Annotated in this window: 19 protein-coding genes; 13 read left to right on the top strand and 6 right to left on the bottom strand. The window is 39.9% G+C overall.

The features are described 5' to 3' along the window. Positions 1–64 precede the first annotated feature (64 nt). On the top strand, positions 65–745 hold the full coding sequence (locus tag QMN06_RS06725; RefSeq protein WP_281969368.1) for a TetR/AcrR family transcriptional regulator: 681 nt from the start codon (positions 65–67) through the stop codon (positions 743–745). Positions 746–939: 194 nt separating this feature from the next. Then, positions 940–2,052: an LLM class flavin-dependent oxidoreductase gene (locus tag QMN06_RS06720; RefSeq protein WP_281969367.1), complete on the top strand. Its 1,113-nt coding sequence runs from the start codon at positions 940–942 to the stop codon at positions 2,050–2,052. On the opposite strand, the gene QMN06_RS06715 is transcribed toward QMN06_RS06720, so the two are convergent. Next, the gene (locus tag QMN06_RS06715) at positions 2,042–3,220 is read right to left on the bottom strand and encodes an amidase (protein WP_281969366.1); all 1,179 of its coding nucleotides are present in this window, start codon (positions 3,218–3,220) and stop codon (positions 2,042–2,044) included. The two genes, QMN06_RS06720 and QMN06_RS06715, sit on opposite strands and share 11 nt — an antisense overlap. A 293-nt stretch (positions 3,221–3,513) precedes the next feature. Here QMN06_RS06715 and QMN06_RS06710 point away from each other — a divergent pair, with 293 nt between their 5' ends. The 3 genes from QMN06_RS06710 to QMN06_RS06700 all read left to right on the top strand — a co-directional run bounded on the left by QMN06_RS06710 (position 3,514) and on the right by QMN06_RS06700 (position 6,139). After that, positions 3,514–3,900, top strand: a complete 387-nt coding sequence (locus QMN06_RS06710) for a hypothetical protein (protein WP_281969365.1) — start codon at positions 3,514–3,516, stop codon at positions 3,898–3,900. Positions 3,901–3,994: 94 nt separating this feature from the next. Further along, positions 3,995–5,098, top strand: coding sequence for a tRNA dihydrouridine(20/20a) synthase DusA (gene dusA / locus QMN06_RS06705; protein ID WP_281969364.1), 1,104 nt, complete (start codon positions 3,995–3,997; stop codon positions 5,096–5,098). Positions 5,099–5,161: 63 nt separating this feature from the next. Beyond that, on the top strand, positions 5,162–6,139 hold the full coding sequence (locus QMN06_RS06700) for an MDR family oxidoreductase (RefSeq protein ID WP_281969363.1): 978 nt from the start codon (positions 5,162–5,164) through the stop codon (positions 6,137–6,139). Here the strand turns inward: QMN06_RS06700 and QMN06_RS06695 are convergent. Beyond that, positions 6,133–6,600, bottom strand: coding sequence for a hypothetical protein (locus QMN06_RS06695; protein WP_281969362.1), 468 nt, complete (start codon positions 6,598–6,600; stop codon positions 6,133–6,135). The two genes, QMN06_RS06700 and QMN06_RS06695, sit on opposite strands and share 7 nt — an antisense overlap. A gap of 80 nt (positions 6,601–6,680) precedes the next feature. Between QMN06_RS06695 and QMN06_RS06690 the strand changes: the two genes are divergently transcribed. Together QMN06_RS06690 and QMN06_RS06685 are read left to right on the top strand one after the other, a co-directional pair. Then, the gene (locus QMN06_RS06690) at positions 6,681–7,061 is read left to right on the top strand and encodes a glycine zipper family protein (protein WP_281969361.1); all 381 of its coding nucleotides are present in this window, start codon (positions 6,681–6,683) and stop codon (positions 7,059–7,061) included. A 47-nt stretch (positions 7,062–7,108) separates the two neighbouring features. Continuing rightward, on the top strand, positions 7,109–7,453 hold the full coding sequence (locus tag QMN06_RS06685) for a hypothetical protein (RefSeq protein ID WP_281969360.1): 345 nt from the start codon (positions 7,109–7,111) through the stop codon (positions 7,451–7,453). On the opposite strand, the gene otnI is transcribed toward QMN06_RS06685, so the two are convergent. The 3 genes from otnI to QMN06_RS06670 form a co-directional block, all read right to left on the bottom strand. After that, positions 7,444–8,220, bottom strand: a complete 777-nt coding sequence (gene otnI, locus QMN06_RS06680) for a 2-oxo-tetronate isomerase (protein WP_281969359.1) — start codon at positions 8,218–8,220, stop codon at positions 7,444–7,446. The genes QMN06_RS06685 and otnI overlap by 10 nt on opposite strands. A gap of 27 nt (positions 8,221–8,247) precedes the next feature. Then, complete coding sequence (locus QMN06_RS06675; RefSeq protein WP_281969358.1) at positions 8,248–8,784, bottom strand: thermonuclease family protein; 537 nt, start codon at positions 8,782–8,784, stop codon at positions 8,248–8,250. Positions 8,785–8,872: 88 nt separating this feature from the next. Then, complete coding sequence (locus QMN06_RS06670) at positions 8,873–10,009, bottom strand: iron-containing alcohol dehydrogenase (RefSeq protein WP_281969357.1); 1,137 nt, start codon at positions 10,007–10,009, stop codon at positions 8,873–8,875. 128 nt (positions 10,010–10,137) lie between these two features. Here QMN06_RS06670 and QMN06_RS06665 point away from each other — a divergent pair, with 128 nt between their 5' ends. The 6 genes from QMN06_RS06665 (at position 10,138) to QMN06_RS06640 (ending at position 15,185) form a co-directional block, all read left to right on the top strand. Next, positions 10,138–11,133, top strand: a complete 996-nt coding sequence (locus QMN06_RS06665; RefSeq protein ID WP_281969356.1) for a helix-turn-helix domain-containing protein — start codon at positions 10,138–10,140, stop codon at positions 11,131–11,133. Between the two features lie 87 nt (positions 11,134–11,220). Further along, a complete protein-coding gene (locus QMN06_RS06660) occupies positions 11,221–11,916 on the top strand; it encodes a fumarylacetoacetate hydrolase family protein (RefSeq protein ID WP_281969355.1) in 696 nt (231 codons plus the stop codon). Between the two features lie 16 nt (positions 11,917–11,932). After that, positions 11,933–12,604 carry a 3-oxoacid CoA-transferase subunit A gene (locus QMN06_RS06655; RefSeq protein WP_281969354.1) on the top strand — a complete coding sequence of 224 codons (672 nt, stop codon included), beginning with the start codon at positions 11,933–11,935 and terminating at the stop codon, positions 12,602–12,604. Beyond that, positions 12,601–13,257, top strand: coding sequence for a 3-oxoacid CoA-transferase subunit B (locus QMN06_RS06650; protein ID WP_281969353.1), 657 nt, complete (start codon positions 12,601–12,603; stop codon positions 13,255–13,257). The genes QMN06_RS06655 and QMN06_RS06650 overlap by 4 nt, the downstream gene beginning before the upstream one ends. Before the next feature lie 13 nt (positions 13,258–13,270). Beyond that, positions 13,271–14,473, top strand: a complete 1,203-nt coding sequence (pcaF, locus tag QMN06_RS06645; protein WP_281971739.1) for a 3-oxoadipyl-CoA thiolase — start codon at positions 13,271–13,273, stop codon at positions 14,471–14,473. A 13-nt stretch (positions 14,474–14,486) separates the two neighbouring features. After that, positions 14,487–15,185, top strand: a complete 699-nt coding sequence (locus QMN06_RS06640) for a nitroreductase (protein WP_281969352.1) — start codon at positions 14,487–14,489, stop codon at positions 15,183–15,185. Between the two features lies 1 nt (position 15,186). On the opposite strand, the gene QMN06_RS06635 is transcribed toward QMN06_RS06640, so the two are convergent. Then, positions 15,187–16,497 carry a replication-associated recombination protein A gene (locus QMN06_RS06635; RefSeq protein ID WP_281971738.1) on the bottom strand — a complete coding sequence of 437 codons (1,311 nt, stop codon included), beginning with the start codon at positions 16,495–16,497 and terminating at the stop codon, positions 15,187–15,189. Between the last annotated feature and the right edge of the window lie 46 nt (positions 16,498–16,543).

Below are 16,543 nucleotides of genomic sequence, written 5' to 3'. Positions count from 1 at the left end.
AAACAAGTATTTATAGCTGACCATATGATCAGTTAAAATAATGACATGGAGTTAAAAAAATAACATGTCTGAAGAAAATAGTTTTTCTGAAGTAACTGCTGTCGAAGTTCAGCCTCGTAAGCGCATGAAGCGTGAAGATCGTGATCGTGAGATTGCGTCTGCTGCTGTAGCTTTTTTTGCGGAGGTTGGCTTTGATGGTGATACGCGTGAGCTAGCCAGACGACTCGGTGTAACTCAGTCTTTAATTTTTCGCTACTTTCCGAATAAAGCGGCTTTAATTGAGCGCGTCTATCAAGAAGTCTATGTCGGACGATGGAATCCTTATTGGGAGACCATTATTGCTGATCGCAGCGTTCCCTTGCAAGACCGTTTGATTCGTTTGTATAAAGATTATTCAAGGATTTCGTTAACCTATGATTGGGTCAGAATCTTCATGTTTTCTGGACTGAAGGGCGAGGATATCAACACCCGATATTTGAAGTTTCTGCGTAGTCGTATTTTAGAGCCCATTGCAATTGAGGTTCGAGCTGAACTCGGTTTACCTTCGCCAGATGAAATACCACTCAAAATGAGTGAAGTAGAACTGGCTTGGGGTATTAATTCGCGGATTTTTTATCTCGGGCAAAGGCAATGGATCTTCAATGTGCCCCTTGATATCGATATTGACTCAATTATTGAACATACGATCATTACTTATTTGTCCGGTGCAAGAACCGTTGTTCCCATGTTAATAAAACAAGATTAACTCTTTGTTTTATCAAAGTTAAATTATCCTTACGAAGTACTCTAATCTATTAAATTGAAGTTAATACTTCCAATTATTTAGGGTTTTTACCTATTGATTTGACCTGTTTTCACTCTTATAAATGATCAATTGATTACTTTTTGTTTATAATAAACAATTACCTTCTATTGACCGAATCCTAACTGGGACATGCTATGAAATTAAGTACATTTATGATGCCGATTCATCCACCAGGCAGAAATCTCACTGAAACTTTTAATGAAGACCGTGAGGCAGTTATTTTTGCCGATCATTTGGGTTACAGTGAAGCATATGTTGGTGAGCATGTTACTGATGCGGCTGAGACAATCACAAATTCGATGATATTTCTTTCAAGTTTGATTTATCACACCAAGCGCATCAAATTAGGTACTGGCACAATCAATCTTCCCAACTCACATCCAGCCGCGATTGCAGCCCAAGCCGCCATGATGGATCATATGTTAGAGGGGCGTTTTATTATGGGTATTAGTCCTGGTGGATTAATGTCCGATGCGGAGGTATTTGGTAATTTTAAGGCTGATCGTAATGCGATGTTTGTCGAAAGTATCAATACGATTCTGAAAATTTGGGAGGGGGAAGCGCCTTACAATATCGATGGAGAGTATTGGAAGATCTCTACTCAAAATACAATGATTCCCGAGATTGGCCAGGGTTACATCATGAAGCCATTTCAACAGCCACACCCATTGATTGTTGGGACAGCAGTAGCACCGTTTTCTAAAGGTGTTACAGAAATGGCAAAACGAGGCTGGCAACCGATCTCAGCTAACTTCTTAATGCCAGAATGGGTCAAAACCCACTGGCCTAAATATGTCGAAGGTCGTGAGGCGATAGGCGCAGTTCCGCACGCTAGTGAATGGCGTGTTGCAAAGAGTATCTTTGTTGCTGATGATGCGGCGACTGCAGAAAGTTATGGTCGTGGTCCAGAAGGTCCTTATTATGCTTACTTCAAGTCATTAAGTCGTAAGTTAGTTAATGGTGGTCGCAGTAATCTATTTAAAGTCGATCCCAACATGCCTGACTCTGACGTCACACCTGAATTTGTCACAAATCGTTTAGTACTTGCAGGAACTGTAAATTCTGTTGTGGATCAACTCCTCAAGTTCAGAGAAGAAGTAGGAGATTTTGGTAACTTGCTGTATGCATGTCATGACTGGAAAAATATTCCATTAGCCAAGCGCTCAATGGAGTTAATGGCGAAAGAAGTAATGCCAAGAGTCAATGAAGCTATTGGTCAGACTGAAGATAATCCAGTTATTGCTTAAAAAGATCCTCAGCGATTTGCAACAATTGTAAATCGCTGTTTTTGGCTCCTAAGATAGAAATTCCGAGAGGTGCACCTGCATGGGTGCAAATCGGCAGGTTGATTTGTGGAGTACCTGATAAGCCAGAAATACAGAGTAGCTGAAAGCATTGTTTTCGATAGATCTCTAGCTCATCATTTGGGGCGTTCAATAGAGGTGCTATGCCAGCGACCGTTGGTAAAACCAGGATGGCATTGTTCTCCAAGATTTGATTCATTTTTGATTGGATTGCGAGCCATTTGATTTGGGCTTGCGATTGTTGCTGAGAGCTTAATTGTTGCGCCATTTCAAAGCGAGCCCGAATAGCTGGACTAATATCCGCCCAATGCTGACTCACCCAAGGCCCTAGGTTTTTCCAAACTTCTGCCCCTTGTAAAATACGAAATTGATCAGCCCATTCGATAAGAGACTCATTACCTAAGGAGACTTCACTGAAGACGCCAAATTTAGCAAATTCTTGATGAATTACATCTGCAATTTCAGGATGAATGACATCAAAAGCTTCTTTGAGATAGTAAAGCTTTGAATTTGATGGTGATGTAGGTGAAGTATTCGTATCATTTTGAAGTAAAAGAGCTCCAATTTGACGAAGTAAAGAAACATCTTTTGTCATCCAACCCAAGGTGTCAAAACTAGGAGCCAATCCACAGGAATGATCTAAGGAAATACTTCCATGAGTTGGTCGAATACCAAATAAGCCACAAAAAGAAGCCGGGGCACGAACGGACCCACCTGTATCTGAACCAATAGAGAAATCGACAAGGTCAGCACAAACAGCAGCTGCAGAACCACTAGAAGATCCGCCAGTCATGCGCTGTGGGCTAGCATGATTGATGGGAGTGCCGTAATGAAAATTATTGCCGAAGAGATTATAGGTCAACTCATCACAATGAGATTTACCCTGTAATGAAGCTCCAGCATGAAGGAGTCGCTCGACCGAAGAGTTGGTATGGGTTGCGAGTGGGTGAGTATTCATCCAGGCAGGGTTACCAAACCCAGTCTTAAAACCTTTGACATCAAAAATATCCTTCAAAACGAAGGATTTTTCCAGCAAAGAACCAGAAGGTTCACCTGCAATAGAACAAGTTGCATCGATTAAAGCGCCGACATTATCAACAATATTTTTCATGGACTAACTTTATAGAAAAATTTAATTATCCAACATTTGTATCTAGACCATCTAGATAAAAAAGATGAAGCGAGCAGGTTTTGAGACAATATAACAATGGAATCACCACAAAAAATACTAGCAGTTGCGCCCATGATGGATTTGGCACAATGTTCCAATAAATAAAGGTATTTAGAGTTTATCTGTGTAAATTTGTGCAATAAGTTAAGGAATATGCCCTTTGTTATACTTTTCAGAATAATTATCTGCAATAGATCCCTCTTTAAAAATAAGGAATAACCTTAGGAAATGATATGAATAAATTAATAGGTTTTTACAAAAATTCTTTCAATGGCGAAGAATCAGCACGTAAAGTTTTTATTTATGGATTTATTGCGGCACAGATACTTTTTTTTGCAGTTAATTTAGCTTTAAATATTTCTATGTCGTCCTATTTAAATCTTTACCAATCATACGAAGAGTATAAAAATACTATTCAATCTAAAACTATTTTCATTTTTTATCAACTTATTAATTATTCAAATTATGCATGGTTATCAGTGTCTCTATGGAAATGTGCAAAAAACACGAATAGTGCATTTGGTAGAAAATTATCTAAATTTGGTAGTGTGTTAGTTGGATTTATTGTTTTGGGTTTTCCGATGTTCCTAATAAACTTTTTTTCGGGTATTTACAGGTAAATACTTATTAGGTTTTGGATTTAAATTTTAGAGATTGTCTGTTTAATATTCATCACAATTGATGCAATTACAAACTATATAAAAATATATTACTGTGAATCAAGATAATAGTGGCAAGATTTTAGCCGTTGCGCCCATGATGGATTGGACTGATCGACACTGTCGATCATTTCACCGGATACTTACTAAAAAAACTCACCTGTATACAGAGATGATTAATACAGGTGCGATTATTTATGGAGATGTTCATCGGCATTTAGACTTTGATACTCGTGAGCATTATGTTGTTCTGCAGTTAGGTGGAAGCGATCCATCTGATTTAGCGATTGCAGCCAAAAAAGCACAAGATTGGGGCTATGATCAAATCGATCTTAATTGTGGCTGCCCATCAGAGCGTGTTCAGAAAGGATCTTTTGGCGCCTGCTTAATGTCTGAGCCATCACTCGTTGCTGACTGTGTTAAAGCCATGAAAGATGCTGTATCCATTCCCGTATCCGTCAAACATCGCTTAGGTTTAGACGATATGGATCCTAGAACTGATAAGGATTATCAATTTGTATTAGATTTTATGGCGGGAGTTGCTCAGGCCGGCGCTAGTCAATTGACGATTCATGCACGAAATGCTGTACTTAAAGGATTATCACCAAAGGAAAATCGAACCATACCGCCACTTCGATACGATGTTGCTGAGCGGCTCAGGCAGGATCTACAACAGCATTTTCCTAGTACGAAGGTGTTGCTTAATGGCGGCTTAGAGCAGAATCAATTGATTGCTAATCATTGGCATGATTTTGACGGTTGCATGGTTGGACGCGCCGCTTACCATACACCTGCAATGATGCTTGGGTGGGATCGGATGTTAGAAAGTGAAGGTCATGAATTTGGATATTTTTTAAATGATCAAACCTGGCTAGAGATTCAGAGTGCAATTATTGAGTATGCACAAGCATGGTTAACGCAGTGTCAAAACAGTGGTGAATCTTTTTATATTGCAGCTATTACACGCCATATACTTGGTTTAGCTCATGGCTTGGGTGGCGCAAGATTGTGGCGTCAACACATGTCTGATCATCGCATTCTCTCAACAATTAAAACGCACCAAGATATTGAAAACTTTTTTACAAGGGCTAGTCGTGAATTACGCATATTTTCTGATGAACAAGAGGAAGATCGATTATCACCGCTGGATGAATCATAATTTGTCATTGGTAATTAATAGAATAATAGTATTAAAAATTAGCTGAAAAGGAAATCAAACATCATGTTTAAAGCACTGGTATTGCGCAAAGAACCCCAATTTACAGCACAAATAGAAGACGTTGATGAGGCACATCTACCTGTCACGGATATTGCCGTTGATGTGCAATACTCCACTTTAAACTTTAAAGATGGCTTGGCCATTACGAATAAAGGTCCAGTTGTAAGACTATGGCCCATGATTGCAGGAATCGATGGTGCAGGCACCATCTCTAATCCAAGTCATCCTGATTGGAAGCAGGGTGACTTATTTATTCACAACGGTTGGGGTGTTGGTGAAAATCATTGGGGATGCTTAGGGCAAAAAGCCCATTTAAAAAGTGAATGGTTAGTGAGATTGCCTTCTGCATTTACACCTAGACAGGCGATGGCTATAGGTACCGCAGGTTACACTGCAATGTTGTGTGTGATGGCAATCGAAAACGCAGGGGCCAAGCCAGGTCAAGGTGAAGTAGTGGTTACTGGTGCGACAGGGGGTGTCGGAAGCGTGGCCATTGCTCTCTTAAGTCGTTTAGGTTACGAAGTAGTCGCTATTACTGGAAAATTGACAGAAGAAAGTTATTTAAAAGCATTAGGAGCAACCCGAGTCATAGATCGCCAGGAGTTTACTGCAGCTGGCAAGCCTTTGCAAAAAGAACGCTGGGCTGCTGCAATTGATACTGCCGGATCAAACACCTTAGCGAACCTTTGTGCCCAAATGCAATATGGAGCGCCAGTTGCTGCTTGTGGATTGGCACAAGGTGCAGATTTGCCGTTGACGGTGATGCCATTTATTTTACGTGGAGTTCAGCTTTTAGGAATTGATTCTGTGATGGCGCCACTGGTAAAAAGGCAACAAGCTTGGGAAAGATTAGGTCGTGATTTAGACATCGCGAAATTAGAAACCATGATTAGAGATATTACCTTAGATCAAGTTCCTGAATATGCAACTGCCTTGATGGCTGGTCAAGTAGCTGGCCGAATTGTAGTAAAAATTCAATAGTTTTTATCTAGGATTAACAAGGTAATCCCGGGATTGCCTTGCATATCTTTCGTGATTGAGTTTTTCAAAGCTGGATAAGTCTTAATTAAATCTTGATATTGGGGCAAGTGTGGAGAGAGCATTTCACCGAAATAAACTTCAATAATCGCCTCACCCCAGAGACCATATTCCATAGCTTGACGAAATTCTCGACGAATATTTCCTCCGCGACCAGAAGAACCATGACCATGAATCACTTTGATGGCGCGAAGACCTTTACCGCGTAATTTTTCTAAATGATGATGTAAACGCTCAAAAGCTTCTTCAACTAAAGGCATGTTCGATTCTAGATTAATGACTTGGCAACGCCATTTTGACTCAGCATCGATGAAAGACTCCTTAGATCCACAGAAAGGACAGTCAATTGCCATGAGGTTTCTGGGATTACCGCATTCGGAGCATATAGCAATTGGATTAGACATTTTGAAAGATTGGTTTTTTTACAAATGTTAGATTTAATAGGTATATTAATAGGTATTATTTACTCCAAGGAGAATCTTAGATGTCATATCAAAATAAATTCATGAGTTTGCTCGTACTTGTAGCCCTAGCAGGTTGCTCTAATACAGGGTCAAATTTTTCCCCTATCGTTGATAAACAGGGGATAGATGAAGCGAAGTATCAGCAAGACTTGATGGAATGTCAGAACCTATCAACTCAAGCTCAAGGAGCAGCCAAGGACGGCGCTAAAAAAGCTGCAGGTGGTGCTGCGATTGGAGCATTGATTGGCCTTGTTGGAGGAGGTAACGGGACTAATATCGCGCAAGCTGCTGGAGTTGGTGGAGTTATCGGTGGTGCATCAGGATTGTATTCTGGGAATGCTGAAAAAGAAACGATCATCAAGCGTTGTCTTGCAGGACGTGGCTATAAAGTATTGAATTAATCTTTATAGAAAGTCAATCTTTTAGTTATTTGTGGCAAGATAATGCCATGCGTATCTATGTTTGCTTCTTGATTGTTTATGGTAGTTTATCTGGCTGTGCTTTAGCGCCATTGGCTAGTACAGCCTTTAGTACTGCCACATCTGCAACGTTCATAGAATCGACCGCAATTAATGGCGCAAGTTATGTAACGACAGGTAAGGGCGTATCAGAGCATCTGTTGTCTGGAGCCGCCGATCAAGACTGCAAACTTTATAACATCATCGATGGCAAACGTGTTTGTCAAGAATATCAGCTGGACAAAATTCCACAAAGGGACTTAACTACAAGGTATACAACGATCAAACCGGTAACTGTGGAAGACGTTATTCAAATACATACCAATCAACGATAAAAACTTAACCACTTCAAACCTTCAGAAGTGCCGTTGAGGGGTTTATATTCACAACCGACAATACCTTCGTACCCTAAAGTATCTAAGAGATGCAATAGATACTCATAATTGACCTCACCCAGATTGGGTTCATGACGATGAGGAACCCCAGCAATTTGAATATGACCAATATGCGGTAAGTTTTTGATAAGAAGATTTTCTAAATTACCTTGCATCAACTGGGCGTGGAAAAAATCCATCATCAGTTTGACGTTTGGTAAAAGAAGTTCTTGAATAATTTCTACTGCTTGATCTTGATAATTTAGAAAATATCCTGGCATGGTGATGGTGTTGATTGGCTCAATAACCACATCAATATTGTGCGGTTCACAGGCAATGGCTGCTTGTTCAATTCGCTTTAAATAACATGCTCTGAGTTCTTGATGAGATATGCCTTCTGGAATAATGCCTGCCATTAGATGCAAATTTGGGCAATCCATGGCTTGCGCATACTCGATGGCAAGAGCTAAGCCATCATCAAATTCTTTTTGACGATCAGGAAGAATTGCTAAACCTCTTTCACCCGCTTGATAATCGCCGGGTGGTAAGTTAAATAACTGTAACTTAAGACCGTGGATTGTCAATTGATCAACAATTGCTTGTGCTGGATAGGTGTATGGAAATAAAAATTCTACGAACTCAAAACCATCTGCTGCGGCTAAACCAAAACGGTCAATAAAATCAACTTCTTGGTACATCATTGAAAGATTTGCTGAGAATGTTGGCATAAATGACTTGTTTAAATTGGAAGAAAACTACTTTTTTGGAGCTTTTTTAGCTTGATCACGAAATTCCCAAGGTGGCATTGGGTTATCTTGAATCCACAAACCACGTTTATTTTGACTAGCAAGTTCTTGTGCTTTTGCGTAACGATTAGCTTCTTCTTCCGGTTGGCTTTTCGCGTATTTTTTATAATGCCAAGCCACCCCTTGAGAGATCATATATTCGTTGATATCTTCATCACCGACTTTAACAATACCTAGGGTCCTGCCATATTTATCTTTATCGCGAGTTTCTACTTTGACATTTTGGGAAAAAACTTTATTGCTCAGAGTTATTTTTGCGCGGTTGCCGAAGGCTTGAGACTTTTCAGGGCAATCGATACCAGCTAGACGAACTTTAATTTGCTCTTGTTTATCGTTAAGAATGGTGATGGTGTCACCATCTGAAATACCAATGACTTTGCCGGTAATTGTGCCAGTTGATTTAGTCAGATTCTCGGCAAATGATAGATGAACAAAGCTAAGAAGACTTAACAAGAAAAAAATTAAGAGTTTTTTTATAAAATTCATTATTTCCTAATCATTTGAAAAAAAACTAATCATTAATCCAAAATTAGTTAATAAGGTTAAACAGCTTTTTCATTCTAACTGATATATCTTACATAGACTCCAGAAGCATCATTTCATAATCTTCAGAAGTGGCAATTTTCGGATTCATTAAATGACAGTGGTCCTTGATTGCCCCTCGGATGATATTCGGAAATTGTTCCTGATTGACGCCAAGTTCTTTTAATCCCTTTGGAAGTCCTAAGCGTTGATTTAAATCGATAATTGCAGGAATAACATCCTGAGCAGAAGATAAACCCATGGCTTGTGCCATGCGTAAGATTCTGGATTCATCAATTACCGAAGGTGCATCTTGATTAAAGCGAATCACACTGGGGAGGAAAATAGCATTGAGGGTACCATGATGTAATTTTGGATTGACTCCGCCTAAGCTGTGACTAAGACTATGGACACAGCCTAAGCCCTTTTGAAAAGCCATTGCCCCTTGCATGGAAGCAGACATCATTTGCAAACGGGCATTTCGATCTTGACCCTGATTGGTAGCTTTTTCTATATGAGACCAAGCCCTTCTTAATCCATCTAATGCAATACCATCTGCTGGAGGATTAAAAGGCGCAGCCATAAAAGTTTCCATGCAGTGTGCGATCGCATCCATGCCAGTTGCAGCGGTTAATCGAGGGGGTAAGCCGATGGTCAGAAGGGGGTCGCAGATCGCTGCCTTCGGCATTAAAAACCATGAGTGCAACCCTACTTTTCTTCCATCATTCAATATAACAATCGCGCCCCTTGCTACTTCACTGCCAGTTCCACTCGTTGTGGGAACTGCGATTAGTGGTGCGGTATTCGCAGTAATTTTTGGAGATCCACCTTCAATCGTGGCATACGTTTTTAAGGGGTCTGGATGGGTTGCTAGGATGGCAACAGCTTTCGCACAATCGATGGATGATCCGCCGCCTAATGCGATTAAACCATCACATTGATATTGGTTATAAGTCTTAGCAGCTTCTTGAGCGGCGGCTTCAGTTGGATTAGAAGGTGTGTCTTCAAAGATGGTGACTGGCAAGTCTTTTAATTGAATGAGAGCTTGAGCAAGAATTCCAGCTTGTTTAATTCCTTGATCAGTAACGATCAAAGGGTGTTTAATACCAATTCGTTCACACTCAGTGAGTAATTTTTCTAAAGCACCGAATTCGATATGAATTTGGGTCAAATAATTGATTGTTGACATAGGTTATTTTTATGACAAAAAGATTGGGTTTGTCATATATTTTTAATAGAGTTATTGGATTAATAAATTCTACCAATATTTGTGTAGATATTTGTTAAAAAAATCACGAGATTATTTGAATTCAATTTATGCATCCGATCGACATAGAGTCCTACATTATTGGTGAAAATTTTCAACAAGCAAGAGAGTTGCAGGGTAAATCTCGATCTTCTATCAGTCAAAAATTATGTTGTTCTGTATTACAAATTCAACAAATTGAAGAGGGTGGAAAATCTTCTTTTTATACAGAAGGGCAAAAATTAAAAACAGCCCAAAAAATGGCTGCGCTTTTAGGAATGACTTCAGAACAAGCATTTTTAGGCGTTGCACCCCAACTTAAATCTGAAATCAATTTTTCAGGTTTTCATCGTAGTAATCAATCAGCACCATTACCGAAGTTTTCCTTCAGCGGTGCAATGGGTTTAGGTCTTATTTGTTTGATCATTACGGCATATAGTGCTTATGAATTTTTAAGTCCAGATGCAAATCTTTACAGTGTTGCAATTTCTTCGCCAAAAAACTCAGAAATACAAACAGCTCAATCCTTGAATGCAGAAGATGGGTTCAAAGAAGAAGTGATCGTCCTGGACCAAAAATTAACGCAAGATAATACAAATCCTTGTGCAATTCAAGCTCAATACACGAGTACTTTTGTGCCATCAAAGGCTAACTTCGCCGGTAATTTTGTTGTCTTAACAAGTAAAACACCGCAAAGTGTATGTGTGATTGATGGTAATGGAAGTCAACAAAAAATTGATGTCGTGCCAGGACAAAATAAAGTTGTGAGTGGCGTCGGGCCATTTCGACTTCTTAGCCATCATTTTCAGGAAATTGATGCATATTTTCAAGGAATGAAAGTGGTCAGTTTGACTCAAAATATCCAAAGTATTGAACTTAAAGAAGCACCAGTTCAATTACGTACGGAGCCAGTCAAAACGATTGTTGTAAGTCAATTGAAAGAGAATAATGAGTCTGAGACTTTTTCTAACGCAGCTCTTCCTGCAACTAAATTGAATGCTTCTTCGGATAGCGGTTCTGGAATGACCATATTGGACAATAAAGCGAATTCTTTGAGTGAAGAGTAATAAAAAGCTTTCTTAGTAGAGATACTTTTTTCTTTTGGTTTATCATCCTAACAAGATCAATTAAATCAACTTGAAAGGTGACGAATCGTGGATTACGTGTATACCCCAGAACCCATTCCAAGTGTGCCAGTTCGTGGCTCACAATTACAATATGCTGTCTCTAGAATCTTTTGTGTAGGCAGAAATTATGCGGCTCATGCAAGAGAAATGGGCTTTGATCCTGATCGTGAGCCACCGTTTTATTTTACTAAAGCAGCCAACTCTTTAGTTTTGAGTGGTGCAACGATTCCATATTCACTCGGAACCAAGAACCTTCACTACGAAATGGAATTAGTGATTGCAATTAGTAAGCCTGCTTTTAGAGTTTCTGTAGAAAATGCACAGGATTATATTTATGGTTATGCCTGTGGATTAGATATGACAAGAAGAGATTTACAAATTAAAAGTCGCGAAATTGGACGTCCATGGGACTTTGGTAAAGCATTTGAAAATTCTGCTGTGATTACTCCATTAGTACCTAAATCAGAGATTGGTGAGTTAAATCAGGGAAATATTGATTTACTGGTCAATGGTGTAACGAAACAAAAAGCAGATTTAAAAGACATGATTTGGAATGTTGCAGAAATTATTGCTAACTTGTCTGAGTACTACCATTTAAATACAGGCGATTTGATTTATACCGGAACTCCAGAGGGTGTTGGTCCTGTTGTAACGGGTGACCATTTGGTCGGTAATATTGATCAGCTTGGGAGTTTAGAGTTACATATTGGTCCTGCCGAATAAATAGTGTAGAAATTGAATGATTAATAAAATTTTAGGTCGGATGGAAGATGCCTTTAAGGGTTTAAAGGATGGTGCAACGATTATGGTTGGTGGTTTTGGGGGATCTGGTATCCCTCATGATTTAATCGACTGTCTGGTTGAGCAAGATGCAAAAGACCTGGTCATTATTACCAATAATGCTGGTAGCGGTGAGACTGGTATTGCTGCCTTGCTAAAGGCGCGTCGAGTCAGAAAAATCATATGTTCATATCCTAGAATGGCTGATTCTCACCACTTTGAAACACTCTATCGATCCAAGCAAATAGAACTAGAGTTAGTTCCACAAGGTAATCTTGCCGAGCGTATTCGCGCTCAGGGAGCAGGTTTGGGAGGGTTCTTTACTCAAACTGCTTATGGAACTTTATTGGCACAAGGTAAAGAGACACGCCTAATCAATGGGAAACATTATGTATTTGAGACGCCTTTAGCTGCCGACTTTGCCCTTATCAGAGCTTTGCGTGCTGATCGTTATGGGAACTTGGTTTACCGAAAAGCCGCTCGTAATTTTGGTCCCGTTATGGCAACAGCTGCCAAAACAACTATTGCGCAGGTAAGTGAGCTTGTTGAGATCGGTGAGATTGATCCTGAGACTGTTGTTACTCCGGGAATTTTTGTGCAACACGTCGCACTAGTAAGAGGTGAGTCATGAGTCAAAATAATCTAAAACCTATTACAAGAAACGAAATTGCACAGAAAATAGCTCTCCATATCGATGAGGGTTCTTATGTGAACCTTGGTATTGGAATGCCAACCTTGGTGGCGAATTATTTGCCTGAAGATAAAGACATCTTCTTGCATTCTGAAAATGGTATTTTGGGGATGGGTCCTGCGCCAGAAAAAGGCCAGGAGGATTGGGATTTAATCAATGCGGGTAAGCAACCAGTAACTCTTGAACCAGGAGGAGCATTCTTTCATCAAGCGGACTCCTTTGCCATGATGCGTGGTGGTCATTTAGATATTTGTGTTTTAGGGGCATTTCAAGTATCACAAACAGGGGACTTAGCAAGTTGGCATACTGGTGAAGCAGATGCAATCCCTGCTGTTGGTGGGGCTATGGATTTGGCTGTTGGAGCGAAAAAAACCTTTGTAATGATGGAACATCAGACAAAAGATGGTGTAAGTAAGTTAGTTGACAAATGTACCTATCCTTTAACTGGCGTTGCTTGTGTTGCTATGGTATTTACAGATTTGGGTATTTTTGAGATTACTCCACAAGGTTTTTTAGTCAAAGAATTATTTAATGGCATGAGCATCGAAACTGTCCAAGCAGTAACTCAAGCCCAATTAATAAAAGGAAATTAATATGTCGAATGGAATACCTGTCGCGTATTTATGTGATGCTGTGAGAACACCGATTGGTCGTTATGGCGGTATTTTATCCAGTATTCGAACGGATGATTTAGGTGCATTACCGATTAAAGCATTGATGGCAAGAAACCCCTCTGTAGATTGGACTAAGTTAGATGAGGTAGTGTATGGAAACGCCAATCAAGCTGGTGAAGATAATCGTAATGTAGCCCATATGAGTTCATTATTGGCAGGCTTACCGGTGGATGTTCCTGGTTCTACAGTCAATCGTTTATGCGGCTCTGGTATGGATGCAATTGGTGTTGTAGCGCGTGCGATTGCTTCAGGTCAAATCCAAATGGGTATAGCTGGCGGTGTTGAAAGTATGAGTCGTGCCCCATTTGTAATGCCAAAAGCTGAAACTGCTTTTTCTAGAAACAATGCTGTTTATGACACAACAATCGGCTGGCGTTTTGTTAATCCATTAATGAAACAAATGTATGGTGTTGATTCGATGCCTGAGACTGCACAGAACGTCGCAGATGATTATGTAGTATCTCGCGCAGATCAGGATGCATTTGCTTTGAGAAGTCAGGAAAAAGCTTTACTTGCCCAGAACAATGGGCGTTTAGGTAAAGAAATTGTGCCAGTAAATATTACTTCCAAAAAAGGTGAAGTTTTTACCATTCTTTTGGATGAGCATCCACGTTCAACTACCATTGAAGCTTTACAAAAATTAAAGCCGATTGTTCGTCCTGATGGAAGTGTAACTGCTGGAAATTCATCTGGAGTAAATGACGGAGCTTGCGCACTGTTGATTGCTTCCGAACAAGCCATGAATCAATATCAATTAAAACCACGAGCAAAAATTTTAGGAATGGCAACTGCTGGAGTGCCACCTAGAGTGATGGGGATTGGTCCTGCACCTGCGAGCAAAAAACTCTTAGCGCAATTAGGGATGAGCATTGATCAAGTAGACGTTATTGAACTCAATGAAGCATTTGCTGCACAGGGGATTGCCACTCTTCGTGAACTTGGTGTAGCAGATGATGATGCAAGGGTAAATCCAAATGGTGGTGCCATTGCACTTGGACATCCTTTGGGCATGAGCGGAGCTAGACTAATTACCACAGCACTCTATGAATTAGAACATCGTCAAGGCCGTTATGCTCTCTGTACCATGTGTATAGGTGTCGGGCAGGGAATTGCCATGATGATTGAACGCGTGTGAGTAAATAAAAGTAATGACAAAACAGCCAGTTAGTGAGATTGTTGATGATGTGATTCGAACCAGAAAATCTGTACGATCATTTTTATCAACACCCATTCCCAATCAAACTGTTTTAGATATTATTGAAGTCGCTGCTAGAGCGCCCTCAGGATCCAACATTCAGCCATGGAAAGTTTATGTATTGGAGGGTGCAGCTAAAAAGCGGCTTTCGGAATCTGTAAAAGCGGTATTTAATGATCCTGCCTTACGTGCTTTATATCGCCCAGAATATATTTATTATCCAAAAAACTGGGTTGAACCATTTTTATCGAGACGTCGTAAAGTTGGCTTTGATTTATATAAGTTAGTAGGGATTGCGCGTGGAGAAAATCAAAAGATGCATGAACAACATGCGAAAAATTTTGATTTTTTTGGCGCTCCTACCGTTTTATTTTTCTCCATCCCAAGAATGATGGAGCAGGGGAGTTGGTTGGATTATGGTATGTTTTTACAAAGCATAATGATTTCTGCCAATGCTAGGGGCATTGGATCTTGCCCTCAAGCTGCTTTTATTTCTTATCACAAGATTGTCGCAGAGCACCTTAACTTTGCTGAAGATGAACAATTGGTCTGTTGCATATCACTAGGCTATGAAAATATGCAAGCCCCAGAAAATCAACTCGTCACTGAACGATCTCCTGTGCAGGAATTTGTTCGATTTGTGCAAAATTAAGTTATTTCTTTTTCATGGCCTGTTCATCAAGACTTTTTAATAAAGCCATTTTTTCTCTAATTTGAATCTCTAATCCACGGTCTGTAGGTAAGTACCATAGTGGATTTTTCATACCCTCAGGTAAGTATGACTCACCAGCAGCGTAAGCATGTGGTTCATCATGGGCATATCGATATCTTTGCCCATAAGCTAAAGTTTTCATCAATTGAGTGGGAGCATTTCGCAGATGTAGAGGAACTTCCTGACTTGAGTCCTTCGCTACAAAGGCTTTTGCTGCGTTATAAGCGTTATAAGCCGAATTACTTTTAGCAGCTAGTGCCAAATAAATAACTGCTTCACCTAAGGCTAATTCGCCTTCTGGTGAGCCTAGACGTTCATAAGTTTGAAGCGCATCTAAACATAATTGAATTGCTCTTGGATCAGCCAGGCCAATATCTTCCCAGGCCATACGAATGATTCTTCGACCTAAATACAATGGGTCAGCACCACCATCTAACATTCGACAAAGCCAATATAGAGCAGCATCTGGATGAGAACCACGAACAGATTTATGCAGAGCTGAGATTTGATCATAAAAATGTTCACCGCCTTTATCAAAACGTCTTCCTTGAGATTGAAGCACTTGCTCTAACAGGGGTTGATCAATCAAATAATGATCATTAGAGATTTGATTAGCAAGAGCTTGATCAATAGCGTTTAAAAATCTTCGACCATCACCATCGGCAAAATGAATTAAAGTTTGAATGGCTTCCTCGGAAATTTCGAAAGGTCGCTTGGTTACTTCAGGAATACGAACTAGTAAAGCTCTAAGATGCTTTTCTTCAAGAGGTTTTAATACGTAGGTGTGCGCTCGAGATAAAAGTGCTGAGTTGACTTCGAAAGAGGGATTTTCGGTCGTTGCGCCAATGAAAGTGAGAAGTCCAGATTCTACAAAAGGCAAAAGAGCATCTTGCTGACTTTTATTAAAACGATGGATTTCGTCGACAAAGAGGATAGTTTTTTTATTCGATTGTTGTTCGACTTGCAGTGCTTCTTCGACAGCTTGTCGAATATCTTTCACACCAGCAAGAACCGCGGATAAAGCTATAAAATGGTATTCAAATGCTGTCGCCATGAGTCGTGCTAGGCTGGTTTTACCAACACCAGGTGGCCCCCATAAAATCATAGAATGCATTTTTTTTGCATTGAATGCCATTTGTAATGACTTGTTGAAGCCTAAAATATGCTCTTGGCCTACAACATCCTCAATTCGAATTGGTCGCATGACTTCAGCCAAAGGTTTATGGGGCCAAAGTTCTTTTGCGTTATTCAGCATGATGAATTATTTAATGATATTTAAAATTGAAAGATAATACTGT

The organism is Polynucleobacter sp. SHI8 (assembly GCF_027944005.1).
Lineage (GTDB): Bacteria > Pseudomonadota > Gammaproteobacteria > Burkholderiales > Burkholderiaceae > Polynucleobacter.
Note: the sequence above shows the minus strand (reverse complement) of the source record. Positions and strands in the feature narration are given on the sequence as shown.